This is a genomic window from Sorangium sp. So ce295, from assembly GCF_051527405.1.
Lineage (GTDB): Bacteria > Myxococcota_A > Polyangia > Polyangiales > Polyangiaceae > Sorangium > Sorangium cellulosum_B.
In genome coordinates this window covers 12,922,650-12,939,387 of sequence record NZ_CP150324.1, presented here as the reverse complement: position 1 = coordinate 12,939,387, position 16,738 = coordinate 12,922,650, and the positions used below count along the sequence as shown (strand labels likewise).

Genomic DNA, 16,738 nt, shown 5'->3' with positions numbered 1-16,738 from the left:
TCGGAAACCTCACCAGCGCTTGCTGAGCCCGAGCCCGCCCGGCATGGGGATCACCGACAGGCCGGTCGCCGTCGCGTCCCGCGCGTCGGGCTGCCCTGTCAGGAGGACGTACGCCGCCGTGCCGAGCCCCGCCGCGCCCGCGGCAAGGAAGCTCCAGACCGCCGCGTTCGCGAGGTCTGCCTTGGCGTGCCCCAGGTCGTTGTACGCGCGCAGGTCGAGCCCGGGGCAGCGCGCAGGGTCGGTGCAGGCCGGCTCCAGGAGGCGCTGCTGCGCGCTCGCCTTCCCGTTCGAGAGCAGCACGAACGCGACCCCGAGCCCCGTCCCCGCGGCGGTCGCGGCGAGCCCCGTGAACACGACCGCGGGGCTGCGCGGGCGCGGGCGTGCATCCGCCGCGTCGCCCGCGTCACCGCCCTCCTGGGCGCTGCCGTCGGCCGCACCCTGCCCAGGCCCCAGCGGCCCGCCGCCCTCCTGGGCGCTGCCGTCGGCCGCGACCTGCCCGGGGCCGAGCGGCTGCGGCTCGCCGCCCGCGCCGCGCCCGGTCCTGTCGCTCTCGATCCGCACCTTACCAGCCGCGAGATCGACCTCGACCTTGGCCCTCATGCCCTCCTTGAGGACGATCTCCTTCGTCAGCCCGCGTCGTCCAGGCGCCCCCACGGCGAGCGTGTGGCTGCCCGGATCGCGCGCGACGGGCGTCGACGGCGGCACGTCCAGCCCGCCGAGCGCCACCTGGGCGCCCCCCGAGCCCGCGCCCGTCACGGTGATCTCCACGGTCGGGATGCGCGACGAGAGGGCCTCGAGCTCCGTCCTCGCCTCGGCCTGCGCCTGCCGGAACGCCTGCGAGGCGTCGGCCGGGAGCTGCTCGTCGACGATGACCTGGTAGACCGAGCGCGCCTCGGTCAGGCGGCCGAGCTTGTGGCAGGAGCGCGCGACCATGATCAGGAAGGTCGGCGCATGCACCGTGGCCTCGGCTCGGCGGAAGGCCTGGAGCGCGTCCCGGTACCGGCGTGCTCGGTAGGCCGTCCACCCCTGGTTGGCGTACGCGACGGCCGCCTGCCGCGCCTTCGCCGACGGGGGCGGCGCCTGCGCGGACGCCTCCGCGCCGGCGAACGTGACAAGGAGGAACGTACCCATCACCGCCGCTCGGAAGCGCATTCTTGCTCTCTGGGGACGCGGAGCCACCCGGCTAGAGCCCCCAGTCCGGCCTGCTCCCGCCGGACTTCTTGCGAGGAGCCGGCGCCGCCTTGCGCGGCGCCGCCGTCGACGTGGTCCGAGCGGTGGCCGGAGACGCGGGGCGCGCGGGCGCGGCGCTCCGCGCCGCCGCCGCGGAGGGGACGGCGGATGCCTGTGCCGGCGCCAGGGAGGCGGCGCCCGGCGCGCCCGCGCCCGGCTCGAGCGGCGGCGGGGCCGGTACCACCGCGGGGGTCGCCGCGGCGCGCGCCTCGGGAGCGCTCGCGATGGCGGGGACCGCGGCGGGCCCGGCCGGCGCGCCGCTCGACGGCGCGGCGAGCGCGGGCGCCGCGGCGGCCGCGGACACCTGGGCCGCGGTCGGGTCGCCGCCGGTCGATGCGCCCTTGAGCGTGGCGATGAACAGGCCGCCCCCCACGGCGACGATCGTCGCCCCGATGGCGACGCGCCCCGCGACCCGCGCGATGGCGCCGCGCGCCGCGTGCGGCGCCGACAGGTTGATCGCGCCGGTCAAGGTGCCCGGCAGCGAGTGCGGGTTCGGCGTCGAGGCGCGGACATCGTTCGGGTCCGAGCGCCGCTGGATGGGCATCGTCGTCAGCTGCGCCACCGGCGGCGTGCCGGGGTCGGCGAGCCCGGACACGCCGCCGGAGACCAGCGACGACCACCCGGCGCCCAGCGAGGTGTCCCCCACGAGCGAGAAGAACGGCGGCGCGCCCGCGACGCGCGCGAGCTCGTTCACCATGTCGCGCACGTTCTGGAACCGCTTGTCCCGATCGCGCGCCAGCGCCCGCTCGAAGAACGCGTCGATGCCGCTCGGCAGATCGGGGGCGAGCGCGCGCGCCGACGGCACCGTGCCGAGGATCACCTTCGTGACCACGCGCCCGATCGCGTCGCCCGGGAACGGCAGCTGCCCCGTGAGCATCTTGAACAGGATGACCCCGAGCGACCAGAGATCGCTGCGCGCGTCCACGTCCCGCTCGCCATAGAACTGCTCCGGGCTCATGTAGTTGGGCGAGCCCATCACCTCGCCCGTGGCCGAGATATCGGTCGCGAGCACCGCCGAGACGTCCTTCGCGATCCCGAAGTCGAGCAGCTTCACGATCTCGCCGTCCTCGCCGTCGACGCGCGCCAGGAAGAAGTTGGCGGGCTTGAGGTCGCGGTGCACGAACCCCGCTTCATGGACGCTGCGGAGCGCCTTCCCGGCCTGGACGATGATGTGCAGCGTCTCCGGGAGCGAGAGGCGGCCGCACCGCTGGAGGCGCTTGCTGAGATCCTCGCCTTGCAGGAGCTCCATGACGAGGTAGGGCACCTCGTCGTCCTCCTCGAAGCCGAAATCGTGGACCTGCACGATATGGGGGCTCTTGAGCTGCGCGGCGGCGCGCGCCTCCCGCTCGAAGCGCGCCCGGAGCACCGGCAGCCGCGAAAACGAGTCGCGCATGAACTTGATCGCGACGAGCGTGCCGAGCTGTACGTGCTGCGCCACCCAGATCGAGCCCATCCCGCCGTGCGATAGCTCTCGCTCCAGGCGGAACTTGCCGGCCAGAAGGACGTCTTTCTCGAACTTCATACGCCCGGTCACCTCCCGAGGGGGGAGTCGAGAGGATACCGAATCCCGGGCAGGACGCGAAGCTCCGTGTGGTCGCTCCGGCGCGGGGAGCAGCACCTCGTACGACCGTCGCGGGGGGCGGTATGCAAACAGGCGACACGGCGCCGGAGCAGGGCGACGGGGCCAGGACGGCGCGCGCTGCGCCCCAGGCGTGCCTGCGCCGATCCGTCCCCTGGGCGAAAGGTGAGGCGACGCGTGCGGCAGGTCAGAGAGCAGCCAGGGGTGCTGACGCGCTGCAATGCGCAACGCCGCGGCCGCCGCCCGAGCCTGCCCGGCGATGTGCGCCGCGCTAGCTCGCCGGGCCGCCGGAGGCCGGCACCAGCGCCAGCACCCGGGCCGGCGCGCCGCTGCCGCGCGCGAGCGGGAGCGGCGCGACCACAACGACCGCCCCGGCCTCGGGCAGCTGATCCAGGTTGGCGAGGTTCTCGATGTGGTAGCCGCCGGCGCCAAGGAAGGCCCTGTGCTGCTCGAATGTCTCGCTCTGCCCCGGGTCGGTCGACAGCGTATCGATACCGATGCAGCGCACGCCGCGCTCGCGCAGGTAGCGGCTCGCCTCCACGGAAACCCCGGGGAAATGCATGACGCCCTGGGGGTCCTGGTTCAGGTACCTCGCCGGATCGGACCAGCGAGCCCCCCAGCCCGTCCGGATCAGCACGATATGCCTCGCGCCGAGGGCCCCGTGCCGCGCCTCCCAGCTGCGGAGATCATCCACCGTGACCCGGTGGTCCGGGTTCGCCGCCACGGCCGCCGTCACGTCCACGACCGCCGCCGCCCCGACGAGCTGCTCCGGCGGGATCTGCTCGACGGTCGCTGTGCCGGCCGTGAAGTGCGCCGGCGCGTCCACGTGGGTGCCGGCGTGCTCGTCCATCGAGAAACGATTGGAGCAATACGCGTCCTTCTCGAGGGTGCTGAGCGCCTCCGACGCATAGGGCTCGTCGCCGGGAAACAGCGGCATTTCCGGGGTGATCGGGTGCGTCAGATCGACCACCCGCGCCGTGGCGAGGTCGATCACCCAAGCTCCGTGCGCCTCCTGCATGGCGCACAGCTCACCACGAGCCCGCTGCCCGCACAAGGCACGTCGACGGGCGGTCGCGCCGCGCCGCGAGCGCCGCGCCCGCCCGACGCGACGACCGAGCGGGCATGCAGACGCGCTTCGGCGACGACTGCTCGCGGCAATAGCGCAGGGCCGCCGCGAGCAGCGTCCCGGACGACGAGCCGGCGAGGATGCCCGTCCTGGCGCACTGGGCATGAGGGGCGGGTGATCAGCCCTGTCGTGTCCGTGGCGCTGTGATCCGGCGGAGCGCGCCCTCTTCTCCTGCCGTTGCGATCTCCAGATCGGACAGGAGCTCGGGTGAAGCGAAGACGCCCTCTCCGGCTTGGTCTGGCACCCACGCCGCGACCTCCAGCAGCTTGCCGGCTGCGGGCGAGCCTTTGCCGGTATCCGTGAGCTCTCCCGCGTGGAGGCACAGGCGCACATCGACCCTGGGATCGCGCCCGGAGCGGGCCTCGAGCCGCTGGTAGATCGCGAGCGCCGTGCGCACCACCTGGCGGCGCGCCTCCCTGTCCCCGGCCGGGTCGTCGGGACGATCCACCGTGAAAAGCATGCTGCTGCCGGTCTGCACCATGGTCGTGAGACCGGCGCTGACGAGCTCGGCGGCGATGAAGGGGAGGATGACCTCGAGATCGGCGAGCAATCCATCCTCCGGCTCCTCGAGGGCGCTCGGCTCGACGTGCACTTCGGCGTAGAGCGCGAGCGCCTGCCGCTCGCGCGCGGCAGAAGACAGCGCGCCTGTCCCGCCGCTCGCCTCCACCGTGGCCCTCAGCTCGCCCAGAAAGGCCGTGATCGTCGGGGGGCGCTCCCTGCGATCCTTGCTCATCGCACGGAGGATCACCTCATCCAATGCGGGATGGACGCGCGCCCGGGTGCTCGGGCGCGGCGGGTCCACGTAGAGGTGCAGCTGGCGCAGCATCGGATAGGAGCGCTCGACGAAGGGCGGCTCGCCGACGAGCATCCGGTACGTCAGCACCCCGAGCGCGTAGACGTCAGCGCGGGAGTCGATCGACTCGCCGAGGATCTGCTCCGGGCTGATGCACGTCGGGGTCCCGACGATGTGCCGCGACGACGTGAGCGCAGGCTCCGGCGCATCGAGCAGCTTGGCCACGCCGAAGTCGAGCAGCACCACCCTCCGCCGCCCGCCCTGCTCGGCGAGAAAGACGTTCGATGCCTTGATATCCCGGTGCACGATCCCCCAGCGGTGCGCCGCGTCGAGCGCGCTGCAAAGCGGCTCCAGGAGCGCGAGCACGTCCGTGGCGGACAGGCGTCCGCGGGCGCGGAGGTGCTCGTCGAGACTACAGCCCTCGAGCAGCTCCATGACATAGTAGGGGGCACCACGGCTGCTGAGCCGCCCGTGATCGAGGATCGCGACCACATTCGGATGATTCAGACGCTGTATCGCCTCGATCTCCCGCGCGAAGCGGACGACCGCATCGAGATCCGAGGCGAGGTCGGCGTGAAGGACCTTGAGCGCCGCGGCGGTGCCGCGCTCGGCGTGCGTGGCGCGATAGACGAAGCTGAAGCCACCCCGGGCGAGGGGGCGATCGAGGATGTAGTCGCCGACGCGAGCCCCCCGCGGCAGGGTGCGGAGCAGCGGATCGGGCGACGGGTCCTCCTGCGTGCGCGTGGCCTCGGCCTCCCGTATCCGAAGTGTGGCGTCGTCGAGGGCGCTCGGCTGATGAGCCACGGCCGCCATCGCCAGCGCGGAAGGGGTATGTGAGCTGGGGAGCGTGTCGTCTTCCGTGGTTCGTGCCATGCGCCGGACAACAACGATATCATGAGCGCCGCTCACGGCCCCGGTCCGCGCCCGTCGCGAAGGGAAAACCGATTTGCATCGCTGTCCATCGTGCCACAGGCGGATCGCAGAGGCGGCCTCGTGCCCCCGGCACGGCGGGCCGCCGCCTGGGCCTGTGCCCGCAGAGGCCCGCGGCTCAGCGCCGCGCGTCGAGGGCTTCCGTCTGACCGAGCTCCTCGGTCTGGGCGGCTTCGCTGCCGTCTGGGCAGGCTGGCGCGAGCGCGACGAGGTGCCGATCGCCGTCAAGGTCGGCCTGATCGGCGCGGAGCAGAGCGAGCCGCGCTTCCAGCGCGAGGCCGGCGCTCTCGAGCGGATCGGCCCCCCGCACGTGCCGCGCCTGTACGGGCAGGGGAGGCTCGACGATGGCCGGCCGTGGATCGCCATGGAGCGGCTGCGAGGGCGCACGCTCGCGGCCGACCTCGCGGCGCTGCCCGGGCCGCCGGACCCGGGCTGGGCGCTCGGGCGAGCCGATGCGCTGCTCGTCGCGCTCGAGGCGGCGCATGCCCGGGAGGTGATCCACCGCGACGTGAAGCCGGAGAACGTCTTCCTCGTGCCAGCGAGCGGCAGCGGAGCGCGCGCCGGCGCGGAGGAGCGCGTGGTCCTGCTCGATTTCGGCCTCGCCAAGCGGGGCGCCGGCGCCGAGGCGACCGGCGCCGAGCTCACGCGCGCCGGGACCATCGTTGGGACGCCCGTCTACATGTCGCCCGAGCAAGCGCGCGGGGACCTCGCGATCGACGCGCGCGCCGACATCTACGCGTTCGGCGTGATCCTGTTCGAGCTCCTGACGCTGCGACCGCCGTTCGTCGGCGACGCGGGCGCCATCGAGCACGGCCACCTCGCGCTGCGTCCGCCGCGCCCGACCGAGCTGGCCGCCGTCCCGGCCGCGATCGAGGACGTCGTGCTCGCATGCCTCGCCAAGGATCCAGACCGCCGGCCCGCGAGCGTGTCACTGCTCCGACGCGCCCTCGCCGCGGCGGGCGCTGGCCGCGCCAGCGGCGCTGTCGTGGGGGCTCGCCTCGCCGGCGGCGCTGTCGCCGTGCAGGCGGCCCCGCCCGCGGCCCCGGCCGAGCTGCCCGAGAGCGCGGGGAGCGCCCGGCTCATCGCGGACGGGCGCGAGCCGGTCGTGGTGCTTGTCGCGGACGTCAGCGGCGCCGTGCCGTCGGCCGTCGCCGCGCTGGCGAGCCGCAAGGGGCTCGTCGTCCGCCAGCGCGGACGCCGCCTCGTGGCGCTGTTCTCGGGCCGCGACATCGAGCATCCGGCGCAGGCGGCGCTCGCCGCCGCGCGGGAGCTCGCCGGCCGGTGCGACGCGCGCGCGGGGCTCCACCTCGCGGGCGTCAGCGTGCGCCGGAAGGGCAGGTGCGCGCCCGTCGCCTATGGCACGGCGGTCGATCGCCCGGAAGGCTGGCTGCCGCCCGAACCCTGGTCCGGGGTCGTGCTCAGCGCGGAGATCGAGCGCGTGCTGGTGGAGACCGAACCCACGCCACCCTCGACAGGCGCCGCGGCCGCGATGGGCGCGTCGACCGCGACGGGCGCGGTCGACGGCGAGGTGCCCCTGCTCGGGCAGAGCGAGGTCGTCGAGGCGCTGGCAGCGAGCGCCGCCGCGGCCTTTGACGGCACGTGTCCCGGCCTGATGACGCTGCTCGGCGAAGCCGGCCTCGGCAAGACGCGCCTCGCGAACGAGGCGGCTGCCGTGGCGCGATCGCTCCATCCGGAGGCGCTGGTGCTCTCGATGCGCGCGGCGCAGCCGCTCTCGTGCGAGGTCGCGCGAGAGGTGGAGGAGATCCTGCGCGCCGCGCTGGGCGCGCCGGAGAGGCCGCCGGCCGACGTCGAGGCGTTCTGCGTGGAGCGGCTCGGCCAGGAGATCGGGCGCGCGGCGTGGCCGGCCGTGGCGTCGGCGCTCGGGTGGGGCGCCCCGTCCGGCAGCGCGTCGCGCGACCACGAGCTCCTGCGGGCGATCGCGGAAGGGCTCCGCCGGCGCGCGCGCCGCGGGCCGGTGGCCGTGATCCTCGACGACGCGCACTGGGCGGACGACGCGCTGCTCGATGCGCTCGAGGTCGCGACGCTCGACGGCGCCGGCGTGGCGCTCTGGGTCGTGGTCGCCGCGCATCCGCGGTTCGAGCAGCTCCGCCCCGGGTGGGGTACCCGCACGCAACGCTTCGAAAAGAGGGCGCTTTTGCCGCTCGACGAGGGCGCCGGGATGCGGCTCGCGGCGGAGCTTCTCCTGCCGGCGGAGTACCCGCCGGCGGACACGCTGAGGCGGCTCGCCGCGTGGGCCGGCGGCAATCCGGCGTGCCTTGTGGCGATCGTCCGGGAGCTGAAGCGGGCCGGGATCGTGCGCCAGCGGTCGAACACGGGCAGCTACTACGCGGCGACCGCGGCGCCCGAAGGCCTTTCGCCCTCGCCTGGGTGGCAGTGGCTGGCCCTGCGGAGGCTCGAAGCGCTGCCGCCGGAGCTCGCGGCGTGCGCGCGGCTCTGCGCGGTGCTCGGGGCCTCGTTCACCAGGGCGGAGCTGGAGTGGGTCCAGGACGCCGCCGATCGGGCCGGTGGGGCCGGGTCGCCGGTAGACGCGGGCTTCGGCCTGAGCGCGCTGGTCGAGCGGGGCATCCTGGAGCGCGCGCCGCGCGCGTCGCGCACGCTAGGCGAGCGGTACGCATTCCAGAGCGGCGTCTTCCGGGACTCGGTGGTCGAGCCGCTCCATCCGGAGCACCGCAGGGACACCCACCGGTACGCGCTGGCCTTCTGGCGAGCGCGGGTCTCCGCCGGGGATGCGACCCCGGAGACCCTTGCCTCGCTGGCGCGGCACGCGAGCGCGTGCGGAGCGAGCGAGGAGGCGGCGGAAGCCTACGTGAAGCTCGGGGACATCGCGCTCTCAGCTCACCGACACGTCGAGGCCGACCAGCACTACAGTGCGGCCCTCGAGCACATCTCTGCGGCGGACCTGCGCCGGCGCGCGCTCGCGCTCGCGGGCCGGGGCAGGATACGCTACCGAGCGCACCGGACGCGGGAAGCCATCGAGGATCTGACCACGGCGCGCGAGCTAGGCGAGCGCCTCGCCGACGAGGTGCTCGTCGGCGAGATCCTCCTGGAAGAGGCCATCCTGCTCGACTGGACCGGGGATTACGAGGGGTCGGCGCGGCGCGTGGAGCAGGCGCGCCCCCTCGTCGCGCGGTCGGGCTCACCGCGGCTCGCGGTCCGGCTCGTGGTGGCCGATGGACGCAGGTGCGTGCGGACGGCGCAGGTGGCGCAGGCGATCGCGCTCCTGGAGAAGGGCGCCGTCGAGGCGGAGGCGCTCGGCGATCACGACAGCCGGATCGTCGCGCTGCTGCTCCTGCCGGTCGAGCTGGCGCACGCGGGCTCGTTCAGCGAGGCAGAGGAGCGCGCGCGCGAGGCGATCGACCTCTGTGCAAGGGTCCACGATCTGCCGCACCTGTGCGTCGCGTACATGAACCGCGTCGTGCTCTGGACGCTGAAGAAGTCGCCGTCCCGGGCCACGGCGGATCTCCGGCGCGTCATCTCGCTTGCGCGCGAGATCGGCAACCCATGGCTGGAGCGCGTGGCGACCTACAACGTCGCCGAGCTGCTCTACTGGAGCGACCGGCGCGAGGACGCGCTCGTGCTCGCCCGCCGGGCCCATGTCCTGGAGCGGCGGTTCATCGAGCGCCCGGTGCCCGAGTGCTCCCTGCTGCTCGCGCGGCTCCTGGCCACGGCAGGGCAGCACGACGAGGCGCGCGAGCTCATCGCCTGGGTAGCGGGCGCCTGCCCGCCAGAGCCCGGGGCGCACGCTGCGTTTGCGTGCTTCCGGATGCTCCAGGCGCTGCTGATCGACGAGGCGGGGGGCGCCGTCGATCCCCAGGAGGGAATGGCCCATGAGACGGTGGCCCATGAGACGTTGGATGAAGCGATGGGCGCAGCCAGCAGCGCGGGAAGCGTGCTGTTCGCCGATGAGTTCCTGGAGATCCTGTACTGGCGGGCTCGCCTTGCCCTGCGGGACCGGCGAGATGCCGACGCTTCTGCGGTCGTACACAAGGCGCAGGCCATGCTGGGGGAGCACCCGGCGTGGCGGGCTCGCTTCGACGGCCTCGCGCGCGCCCTCGAGAAGGTGCTGGCTGGGCCATGCGGCACCTGAGGGCTGCAACATGCAGGCACCGCCGGATCTCGGCCGCATGGGTGTTGTACGACTCACGTGCTTCGCGCGGCGGCGCGGCCATTTCTCATGCAGGGCCTGCTCCTGCCGGGGCGGGCGGCTGAAGCAGAGGGCCGGCCTGCGCCTTGCACAGCTTGCTCGCCGAGCACATGCGGTCGGCGCCGCGCGCGCCTCGGGGGGATCATGTCCATTTCACGAGCGTTCAGCGCTGTCATGACGGGGTTTTCTCTCTTCATCGCCGGATGTGGAGCAGAGCGGCACAGCGGCATGAGCTCGCGCACCGAGGAGCAGGACGCGATCATCGTCATGAACGGAGACGATCCTGCTTTCTTCTGGCGATCCGCGACGCAGCAAGCCTTGCGCGCCCTGGCTGAGGTGCCGCTCGAGGGATCGAGCGGCGAGCTCACCGACACCCCGCTGCTCGCGAGCGCAGAGGGGCGGCGGCTCCTCTCGTACATGGTCCTCTGCGCGCTCCCTGAAGGCGAGGCGCTGCGCGGTGGGGCCGCGGGGATCTCCTTCGAGGGCACGGTCGGCCTCGCGCCACGGTGGAGTTCGTCGCCTCTCGACGACGTCGAGACACAGCGGTGGATGACGGCGTGCCTGCTTCAGACGCTCAACGGCCTCAGCATGGAAGTGGAGGTCCGGATGACGGGGAGCCACCAGGCGCTCGCCGGGCGCCCGGGGGCCGCGCCGTCCGAGTTCACCACCCCGGATGCCACGATGTTCGGCAACCTCTTCCATCCGGACAGCCCGGCTGCGTTCGCCTGCGTCGACAACACGGATGTGGCGGCGTGCGGCGTCGACTGGAGCGGACATTCGGTCCAGCGGATCTGCGGCATCTCGCCCACGTGCGGCGTCACCCTCCTTGGCCCGTGCTCCCTCGCCTGCGCTCGCGACGCGGACGGCCACTCCACGTGTGACACGCCGGGAGGCGGCCGCTACGTGGAGGCCATCACCACGAGCCTGCATAGCAGCATCTCTCTCGACTCGTTCGCGCCCTGCAGCCCGTGACGCGCCGGGCAGGCTCGGCGCTTGCCTGCCTCGGCTTACGACGACGCGCTCCGGGAGCGCGGGCCGGTCGCTCGTATGGTAGCCTGAGATCGATGGCCTCGGAGCGACCCCCCTGCCAGGATGTCGGCGCGACGGCGGTGCTGGAGGCGCGCCCCCGCGAGGTGGCGTTCAGCCGGTTCCACGTCCAGGTGCAGCTCGGCCCTGATCAGGGCGCCTCGCAGGTGGCAGATGCGCCGGAGCTCGTGATCGGCTCCGCCCGCGGCAACCAGCTTGTCCTGACCGACCAGGCCGTGTCGCGGCACCACTGCGTCATCACCGTCACGCCACAGGGGTTCCTGCTCCGGGACCTCGGCAGCACCAATGGCACGAGGGTCTCGGGGATCCGCGTCGAGGCCGCGTACCTCGATCCGGGGGCGCTGATTGGCGTGGGCCAGTCCACGCTCCGCTTCGACGTCCTTCCGGACGAGATCCGCGAGCCGCTCGGCGACGAGGACCTCTCCGGCCGCGTCCTCGGGCAGAGCACCGCGATGCGGCGTATCTTTGCCATGCTGCCACGGGTCGCGGCATCCGACTCAACGGTGCTCCTCGAAGGGGAGACCGGCACCGGCAAGGGGCTCTTCGCCGAGCTCATCCATCAGCAGAGCCGCCGCTCCTCGGGGCCGTTCGTCGTGATCGACTGCGGCGCCATCCCACCCACGCTCATCGAGTCCGAGCTGTTCGGGCACGCCAAGGGTGCCTTCACAGGCGCGCAGCAGGCGCGGGCGGGCGCCTTCGAGGCGGCGCGCGGGGGGACGGTGCTGCTCGACGAGCTCGGCGAGCTCCGGCTCGACCTGCAGCCCAAGCTGCTTCGCGCCCTCGAGGAGCGGACGATACGGCGGGTCGGCAGCCTCGACCCGATCCGCCTGGACGTGCGGGTGATCGCCGCCACGAACCGCGATCTGCGCCAGGAGGTGAACCGGGGCAACTTCCGCTCCGATCTCTTCTATCGGCTGAACGTGGTCCGGATACGCGTCCCGTCGCTGCGGGAGCGCCGCGAGGACATCCCGCTGCTCGTCGCGCACTTCTACCGGCAGTTCGCCGACGGGGCCACACCGCCCCTCGGGCTCGTGGAAGCGATGGCGCGCCACGACTGGCCGGGCAACGTCCGCGAGCTGCGCGGCGCGGTCGAGCGGGCCGTGCTGCTTGGAGATCCGGTCCTCTGGCGGGAGGGCGCGGCGACCGAGGGCGAGGCCGCGCAAGGCGAAGCCCGCGAGAACGTCTTCAGGGAAGATGATCTGTCGCTGTCGTTTCGTGAGGCGAAAGAGCGAGTCATCACGCTCTGGGAACGCGCTTATGTCCACGCGTTGATCCGCACCAACGGCAGCAATGTCTCGCGCGCGGCGCGAGCGGCGCGGATGGATCGCAATTACCTGCGGGAGCTGCTTCGCCGGCATGGCGTCCTGGCGACCGACGTCTGAGCGTCCGTGGGCCATCCCTGGCACCGACGTGCCGGGCGGCCCGGCAAGCGATCATGACACCGCATCCAACCGGGAGGAGGGCGTGGAGGAGTTCCCCGGTTCGCCCTCCCATGTTCACGGTCGAACCCGGCCGCGGCGACCTCGGATCACATCGGCGTGCGGAACATGGCCTGCGCGGAGCAGAGGACCTGGGTCACCGCCTCCGCCTGCGCGTCGCTGGCGGCCGCCGCGGTGAGCGTCGGCGCGAGCGCCTCGACCCCTGCCGCGAACTTCGCGTAGGCCTCGACGATGCCGTCCAGCTCGGCGTCGACGCTGGCCGACGCGCTCGCGTCGGCGTGCGCCTCGGCGTCGAGGTAGGCCGAGAGCGCGGCCTTCAGGTCGGCGTCGAGCTGCGCGTTGAGGTCGACCGTGGCATCGAGCACCGTCCGCAGCGCCGCCTCGGCGTCGGCCGTGGCGCCCACCAAGAGGCCGAGCGCACCGTCGGCCTCGGCCTGCGCCTCGCCGGAGAGGGTCGCGATGAAGTCGGCGCGCGCGGTCGTGATCGCGTCCACGCTGGCTGCTGCGGCCACGTCTGCCGTCAGCTTGGCGCCAGCGTCCGCGATCGCGTCGACGGTGGCTTGCGCGGCGCCGCTCATCTTGGCGATCTCCGTGGTCGCCTGCGCGGTCGCGCGCGCCTCCAGCTGTCCGGCGGCGTGGGCGCAGGCGAAGAGGACCACCTCTACGTCCGCGGACGCGTCGAGGGCAGCGCTGAGCGCGGCGCGGAAGGTCATGCTGGCCGCGGCCTGCGCCTGGGCGCGCACGTCGGCGGCGGCTCCTGCGGCGTCCAGCGCGGCGTCGACCTCCGCGAGGAACTGAGCGGTCGCCTCGCCGGCGGGAACCTCGCTGTCCAGCGCCGCGTTCAGGGTCCGGGCAGCCTCCAGCTCCGCGCTGGCGAGCGCGCCGGCGTCGATGTTCGCTCCCGCGGCTGCGAGCGCGCGCAGCTCCGCGTGGTGCGCTCCCAGGGTCGCCCCGGCGATCGCCTTCACGACCGCCTTGGTCTCGGCGCCGGCAGACGCCGCGGCCGCGACCGCGGCGGCGAGCTCCGCGTCGACGAGCGCGCGCACGTCCGTCGCCACGGTGGCGTCCACCGCGACGCTGGCCGCGAGATCGATGAGCACGAGCGCCTCGACCGAGCTCTCGGTCGAGATCGGCGCCGCGACGGCGATCTCGCCCGCGGCGCTCCCTGCCGCATCGAGGAACGCGGAGCCGATCACCTGGCCCGAGCCGTCGAGGGCCTGCACGATGAGCGGCTTTGCGTCCACCGGGACCTCCGCGGAGAAGGCCCCCGCCGCGTCGATCGTGGTCTCTGCCAGCGACTCGAGCGCTCCGCTCTCGAGCAGATGAGAGACGCGGACCGTCTTCGTGCTCGCGATGGTGCTCTCGCCGGCGAGGCTGTGGTCGTGAGACCCGGCGCCCTCGTCGGTCACGTGTCCGTTGACGATCGCGAGCGCGCCGTCTCCGGTCTGCGGATCGCCGTCCGAGGACGAGCCACCGGAGCCGGAGGAGCATCCCAGGGCCATCGAGACGCCAATCACCAGGGCCAACACGCTGCACTTCGAAGAGATGGTTCTCATGCTCACTCCTGTGTTTGCGGTGTACGCTCCGCGCCGCTGGGCCATGTCGTTCGGACGAGCCGACGACCTCCCCGCGACGCGACCACGACGTGATCACGAGGCGATTTGCGGAGGTGGTCGCCGGCCGGCGCCGAAAGGAATCAGGTTCCGCGCTGCGCGCCTGCTGTCCTGACCTCCAAGCAGGCTGCGTGCCGTCGGCGCTGCGCGCCTGGCCCGCGGGGAACGCACTGCAGGCCCGCGCGTCTTCAGCGTGGAATCAACGGTTCTGAAGGTGCGAATCGACCGGGTGTCACAAGCGCGAAGGGGGGTCGGTTGCTGGGGACAGCCAGCAGTGCTGCAGGCTGTCGCAAGCAGCGGCCGTCAACTTCCGTTCCGGATTGGACGTCCATGTAAGTGCGTTGATGTCGACCTGCGCATGCTCGGATGAACTCGGCCACGTCCTCCGCGCTGACGCAACGGTGCTGGTGCCGTGCTATCTCGCCGGCTCGCCGGAGGCCGGCACCAGCGCCAGCACCCGGACGGTCGCGCCGCTGCCGCGCGCGAGCGGCGCGACCACCACGACGGCCTCGGCCTCCGCGCCGCTGGCGCAGGGCGCGCAGCCTTCCCCGGAACCAACCTCGCCGCCTCCGGCGCAGGGCCCGCGCGGCGAGGGCGAGATCGGCCCCGGGTGATCCCGGCCGCAGACCCGAGCAGCTCGACCACCGCCCGCTCGGCCCCCCCCGTGCACGCCCTCCCCTGACAACGCCGTTCGAAGCGCTCGGCGACGCGGTTGTCATCGGTGTGCCCCACGCCATTGCCCCCGGCTCCGAGCACGCCACCATCGCCACACTGCAAATTGAAACGACACACAGGCCGCTCGCCGTCGTTCTGTCGAGCCTTCATGCCGTGTGAGATTTCGATCATCCACCGCTCCTCACTGGGTCTCAGACGGAGCGCGACGAACGCGACACGCGGCCATGCGCTCATCCTGCACGCCGTGGACAGAGCAGCCCTGACCCCAACGACTTGAGAATTCTTCAGAAATCGCCTGTTGAGCACTGGACATGATGGCTAGTCATCGGTACACCTTAATTCGACCTTCGACGAGGGCACGAAGGGACGAACCCCGGGGGGGAACGACGATGTACCCGGATCAGCCTCGCTGGTTTCGTAGCGCTTTCGCTCGCGCTTTTGGTGGGCTGCATCTCAGCGCAGGAAGAGGAGGAGGGCTCCGTAGGAGTTGCCCCTAGCGCCCTCGAGTTCGTCAACGCCCTCAACCCCAATGCCCTCAACCCCAACGCCCTCAGCGCCAACGCCCTCAGCGCCAATGCATTGAGCTCGGCGGCCCTGAGCGCGATCCGGGATCCGGGGGCGGCGGGTGATCTCTCGCGCCAGCTCCTCAACTATGTGGTCGGCTGTGCGTTCCTCCCGTCGCAGTCGTTCAGCTTCTCGTGGCTCGATGGCTCGATGGCTCGGGCAAGGTGCACAACGAGGTATACTGGGGAATCATCGGCCTCGTTCCGGACTGGAGCACCAAGGCGCTCGACCTATACAACCAGCAGTGGATCTCGGCGTGCCTCGCGTCGCGGACGAACTGGTACGGCGTCTCCGTGACGATCTCCTCGCGGGGCACTCCCTCGGCCCTCGACAAGGCCGGTACCCCCGAGCTCACGGCCTACACGCGTCTGGAAGGCGCCTTCTGGGGCAATCTGTTTGTCCCCTCTCCTTACCTGAACGCCTGCAACGACGAGGCCAATCGAAGCTATGTACGGTCGCTTATGCGGGAGTGCGCCGCCGGTCACCTCACTAGCGGCGGGGCCGTCCAGCAATGCGGGATGATCAGCATCCGCGGGTCGTGCGCCTCCTACTGCGAGGCGCTCAACACGAACGGCATGTACTACCCGAGCTGCGTCAACAACCTCACCGGCAGCCAGGAGTCGACCTCCCGTGTGATCACCGTCTTTCTTCGCTAGCGCGCCGCGGCTCCAGCATCGCGCTACCTCGACGGCTTGCCGGCGGCCGGCACCAGCGCCAGCACCCGGGCGGGCGCGCCGCTGCCGCGCGAGAGCGGGAGCGGCGCCACCACCACGACCGCCCCGGCCTCGGGGAGCTGCTCCAGGTTGGCCAGGTTCTCGATGTGGTAGCCGCCCGCGCCGAGGAACGCCTTGTGCTGATCGAACGTCTGGCTCGGCCCCGGATCGGTCGACAGCGTGTCGATGCCCACGCACCGCACGCCGCGCTCGCTCAGGTAGCGGCTCGCCTCCACGGAGACCCCGGGAAAGTGCATCACGCCCTTCGCGTCCTGGTTCAGGAACTTCGCCGGCTCGGACCAGCGGGCCCCCCACCCCGTCCGGATCAGCACGATGTGCCTCGCGCCGAGCGCCCCGTGCCGCGCCTCCCAGCCCCGGAGATCGTCCACGGTGACCTGGTGGTCGGGGCTCGCCGCGACCTTCGCCGTCACGTCCACGACCGCCGCCGGCCCCACGAGCTGCTCCGGCGCGATCTGCTCGACCGTCGGCGTTCCGGCCTTGAAGTGCGCCGGCGCGTCCACGTGCGTGCCCGCGTGCTCGTCCATCGAGAACCGGTTGAGGTAGTACGAGTCCTTCTCGACGGTGCGGACCGTCTCCGATGCATACGGCTTGCTGCCAGGATACAGCGGCATCTCCGGCGTGATCGGGTGCGTCAGATCGACCACCCGCGCCGCGGCGATGTCGAGGACCGCGGGCGCGGACGGCGGCGCGGACGGCGGCGCCGCGGCGGGCGGCGACGCCGCAGCGGGCGCGCACGCCGAGAGGGCGAACGCCGCCGAGCACAGCGCGTACGCCGCGGCCCCCCTGACGCCCGCATGAAAGAAGCTGACCACGCCGGTCCTCGGCGCCTTTTGCATGGCGCAC

The 16,738-nt window shown here is 72.6% G+C and carries 11 protein-coding genes; 5 read left to right on the top strand and 6 right to left on the bottom strand.

Going from position 1 to position 16,738, the window contains the following annotated elements:
• Positions 1-9: 9 nt before the first annotated feature.
• The 4 genes from WMF11_RS48785 to WMF11_RS48770 form a co-directional block, all read right to left on the bottom strand.
• Positions 10-1,152, bottom strand: a complete 1,143-nt coding sequence (locus tag WMF11_RS48785) for a tetratricopeptide repeat protein (protein WP_437975636.1) — start codon at positions 1,150-1,152, stop codon at positions 10-12.
• A 31-nt stretch (positions 1,153-1,183) separates the two neighbouring features.
• Positions 1,184-2,752 carry a serine/threonine-protein kinase gene (locus WMF11_RS48780; protein ID WP_437975635.1) on the bottom strand — a complete coding sequence of 523 codons (1,569 nt, stop codon included), beginning with the start codon at positions 2,750-2,752 and terminating at the stop codon, positions 1,184-1,186.
• Between the two features lie 328 nt (positions 2,753-3,080).
• Entirely contained in the window at positions 3,081-3,827 is a 747-nt protein-coding gene (locus WMF11_RS48775) for a cyclase family protein (protein WP_437975634.1), read from the bottom strand.
• A gap of 226 nt (positions 3,828-4,053) precedes the next feature.
• Positions 4,054-5,601: a serine/threonine-protein kinase gene (locus tag WMF11_RS48770; RefSeq protein WP_437905853.1), complete on the bottom strand. Its 1,548-nt coding sequence runs from the start codon at positions 5,599-5,601 to the stop codon at positions 4,054-4,056.
• A 154-nt stretch (positions 5,602-5,755) separates the two neighbouring features.
• Between WMF11_RS48770 and WMF11_RS48765 the strand changes: the two genes are divergently transcribed.
• From WMF11_RS48765 to WMF11_RS48755, 3 genes are all read left to right on the top strand, one after another.
• Positions 5,756-9,766, top strand: coding sequence for a protein kinase domain-containing protein (locus WMF11_RS48765; protein ID WP_437975633.1), 4,011 nt, complete (start codon positions 5,756-5,758; stop codon positions 9,764-9,766).
• 285 nt (positions 9,767-10,051) lie between these two features.
• Entirely contained in the window at positions 10,052-10,795 is a 744-nt protein-coding gene (locus WMF11_RS48760) for a hypothetical protein (protein ID WP_437975632.1), read from the top strand.
• A gap of 92 nt (positions 10,796-10,887) precedes the next feature.
• Entirely contained in the window at positions 10,888-12,252 is a 1,365-nt protein-coding gene (locus WMF11_RS48755; protein ID WP_437905850.1) for a sigma 54-interacting transcriptional regulator, read from the top strand.
• Positions 12,253-12,398: 146 nt separating this feature from the next.
• On the opposite strand, the gene WMF11_RS48750 is transcribed toward WMF11_RS48755, so the two are convergent.
• Positions 12,399-13,865: a hypothetical protein gene (locus WMF11_RS48750; RefSeq protein WP_437975631.1), complete on the bottom strand. Its 1,467-nt coding sequence runs from the start codon at positions 13,863-13,865 to the stop codon at positions 12,399-12,401.
• Between the two features lie 401 nt (positions 13,866-14,266).
• Between WMF11_RS48750 and WMF11_RS48745 the strand changes: the two genes are divergently transcribed.
• Positions 14,267-14,536, top strand: a complete 270-nt coding sequence (locus WMF11_RS48745; RefSeq protein ID WP_437905848.1) for a hypothetical protein — start codon at positions 14,267-14,269, stop codon at positions 14,534-14,536.
• 759 nt (positions 14,537-15,295) lie between these two features.
• Positions 15,296-15,817, top strand: a complete 522-nt coding sequence (locus WMF11_RS48740; protein WP_437975630.1) for a hypothetical protein — start codon at positions 15,296-15,298, stop codon at positions 15,815-15,817.
• A 23-nt stretch (positions 15,818-15,840) separates the two neighbouring features.
• Here the strand turns inward: WMF11_RS48740 and WMF11_RS48735 are convergent, their stop codons facing one another.
• Positions 15,841-16,731 carry a cyclase family protein gene (locus WMF11_RS48735; RefSeq protein ID WP_437975629.1) on the bottom strand — a complete coding sequence of 297 codons (891 nt, stop codon included), beginning with the start codon at positions 16,729-16,731 and terminating at the stop codon, positions 15,841-15,843.
• Between the last annotated feature and the right edge of the window lie 7 nt (positions 16,732-16,738).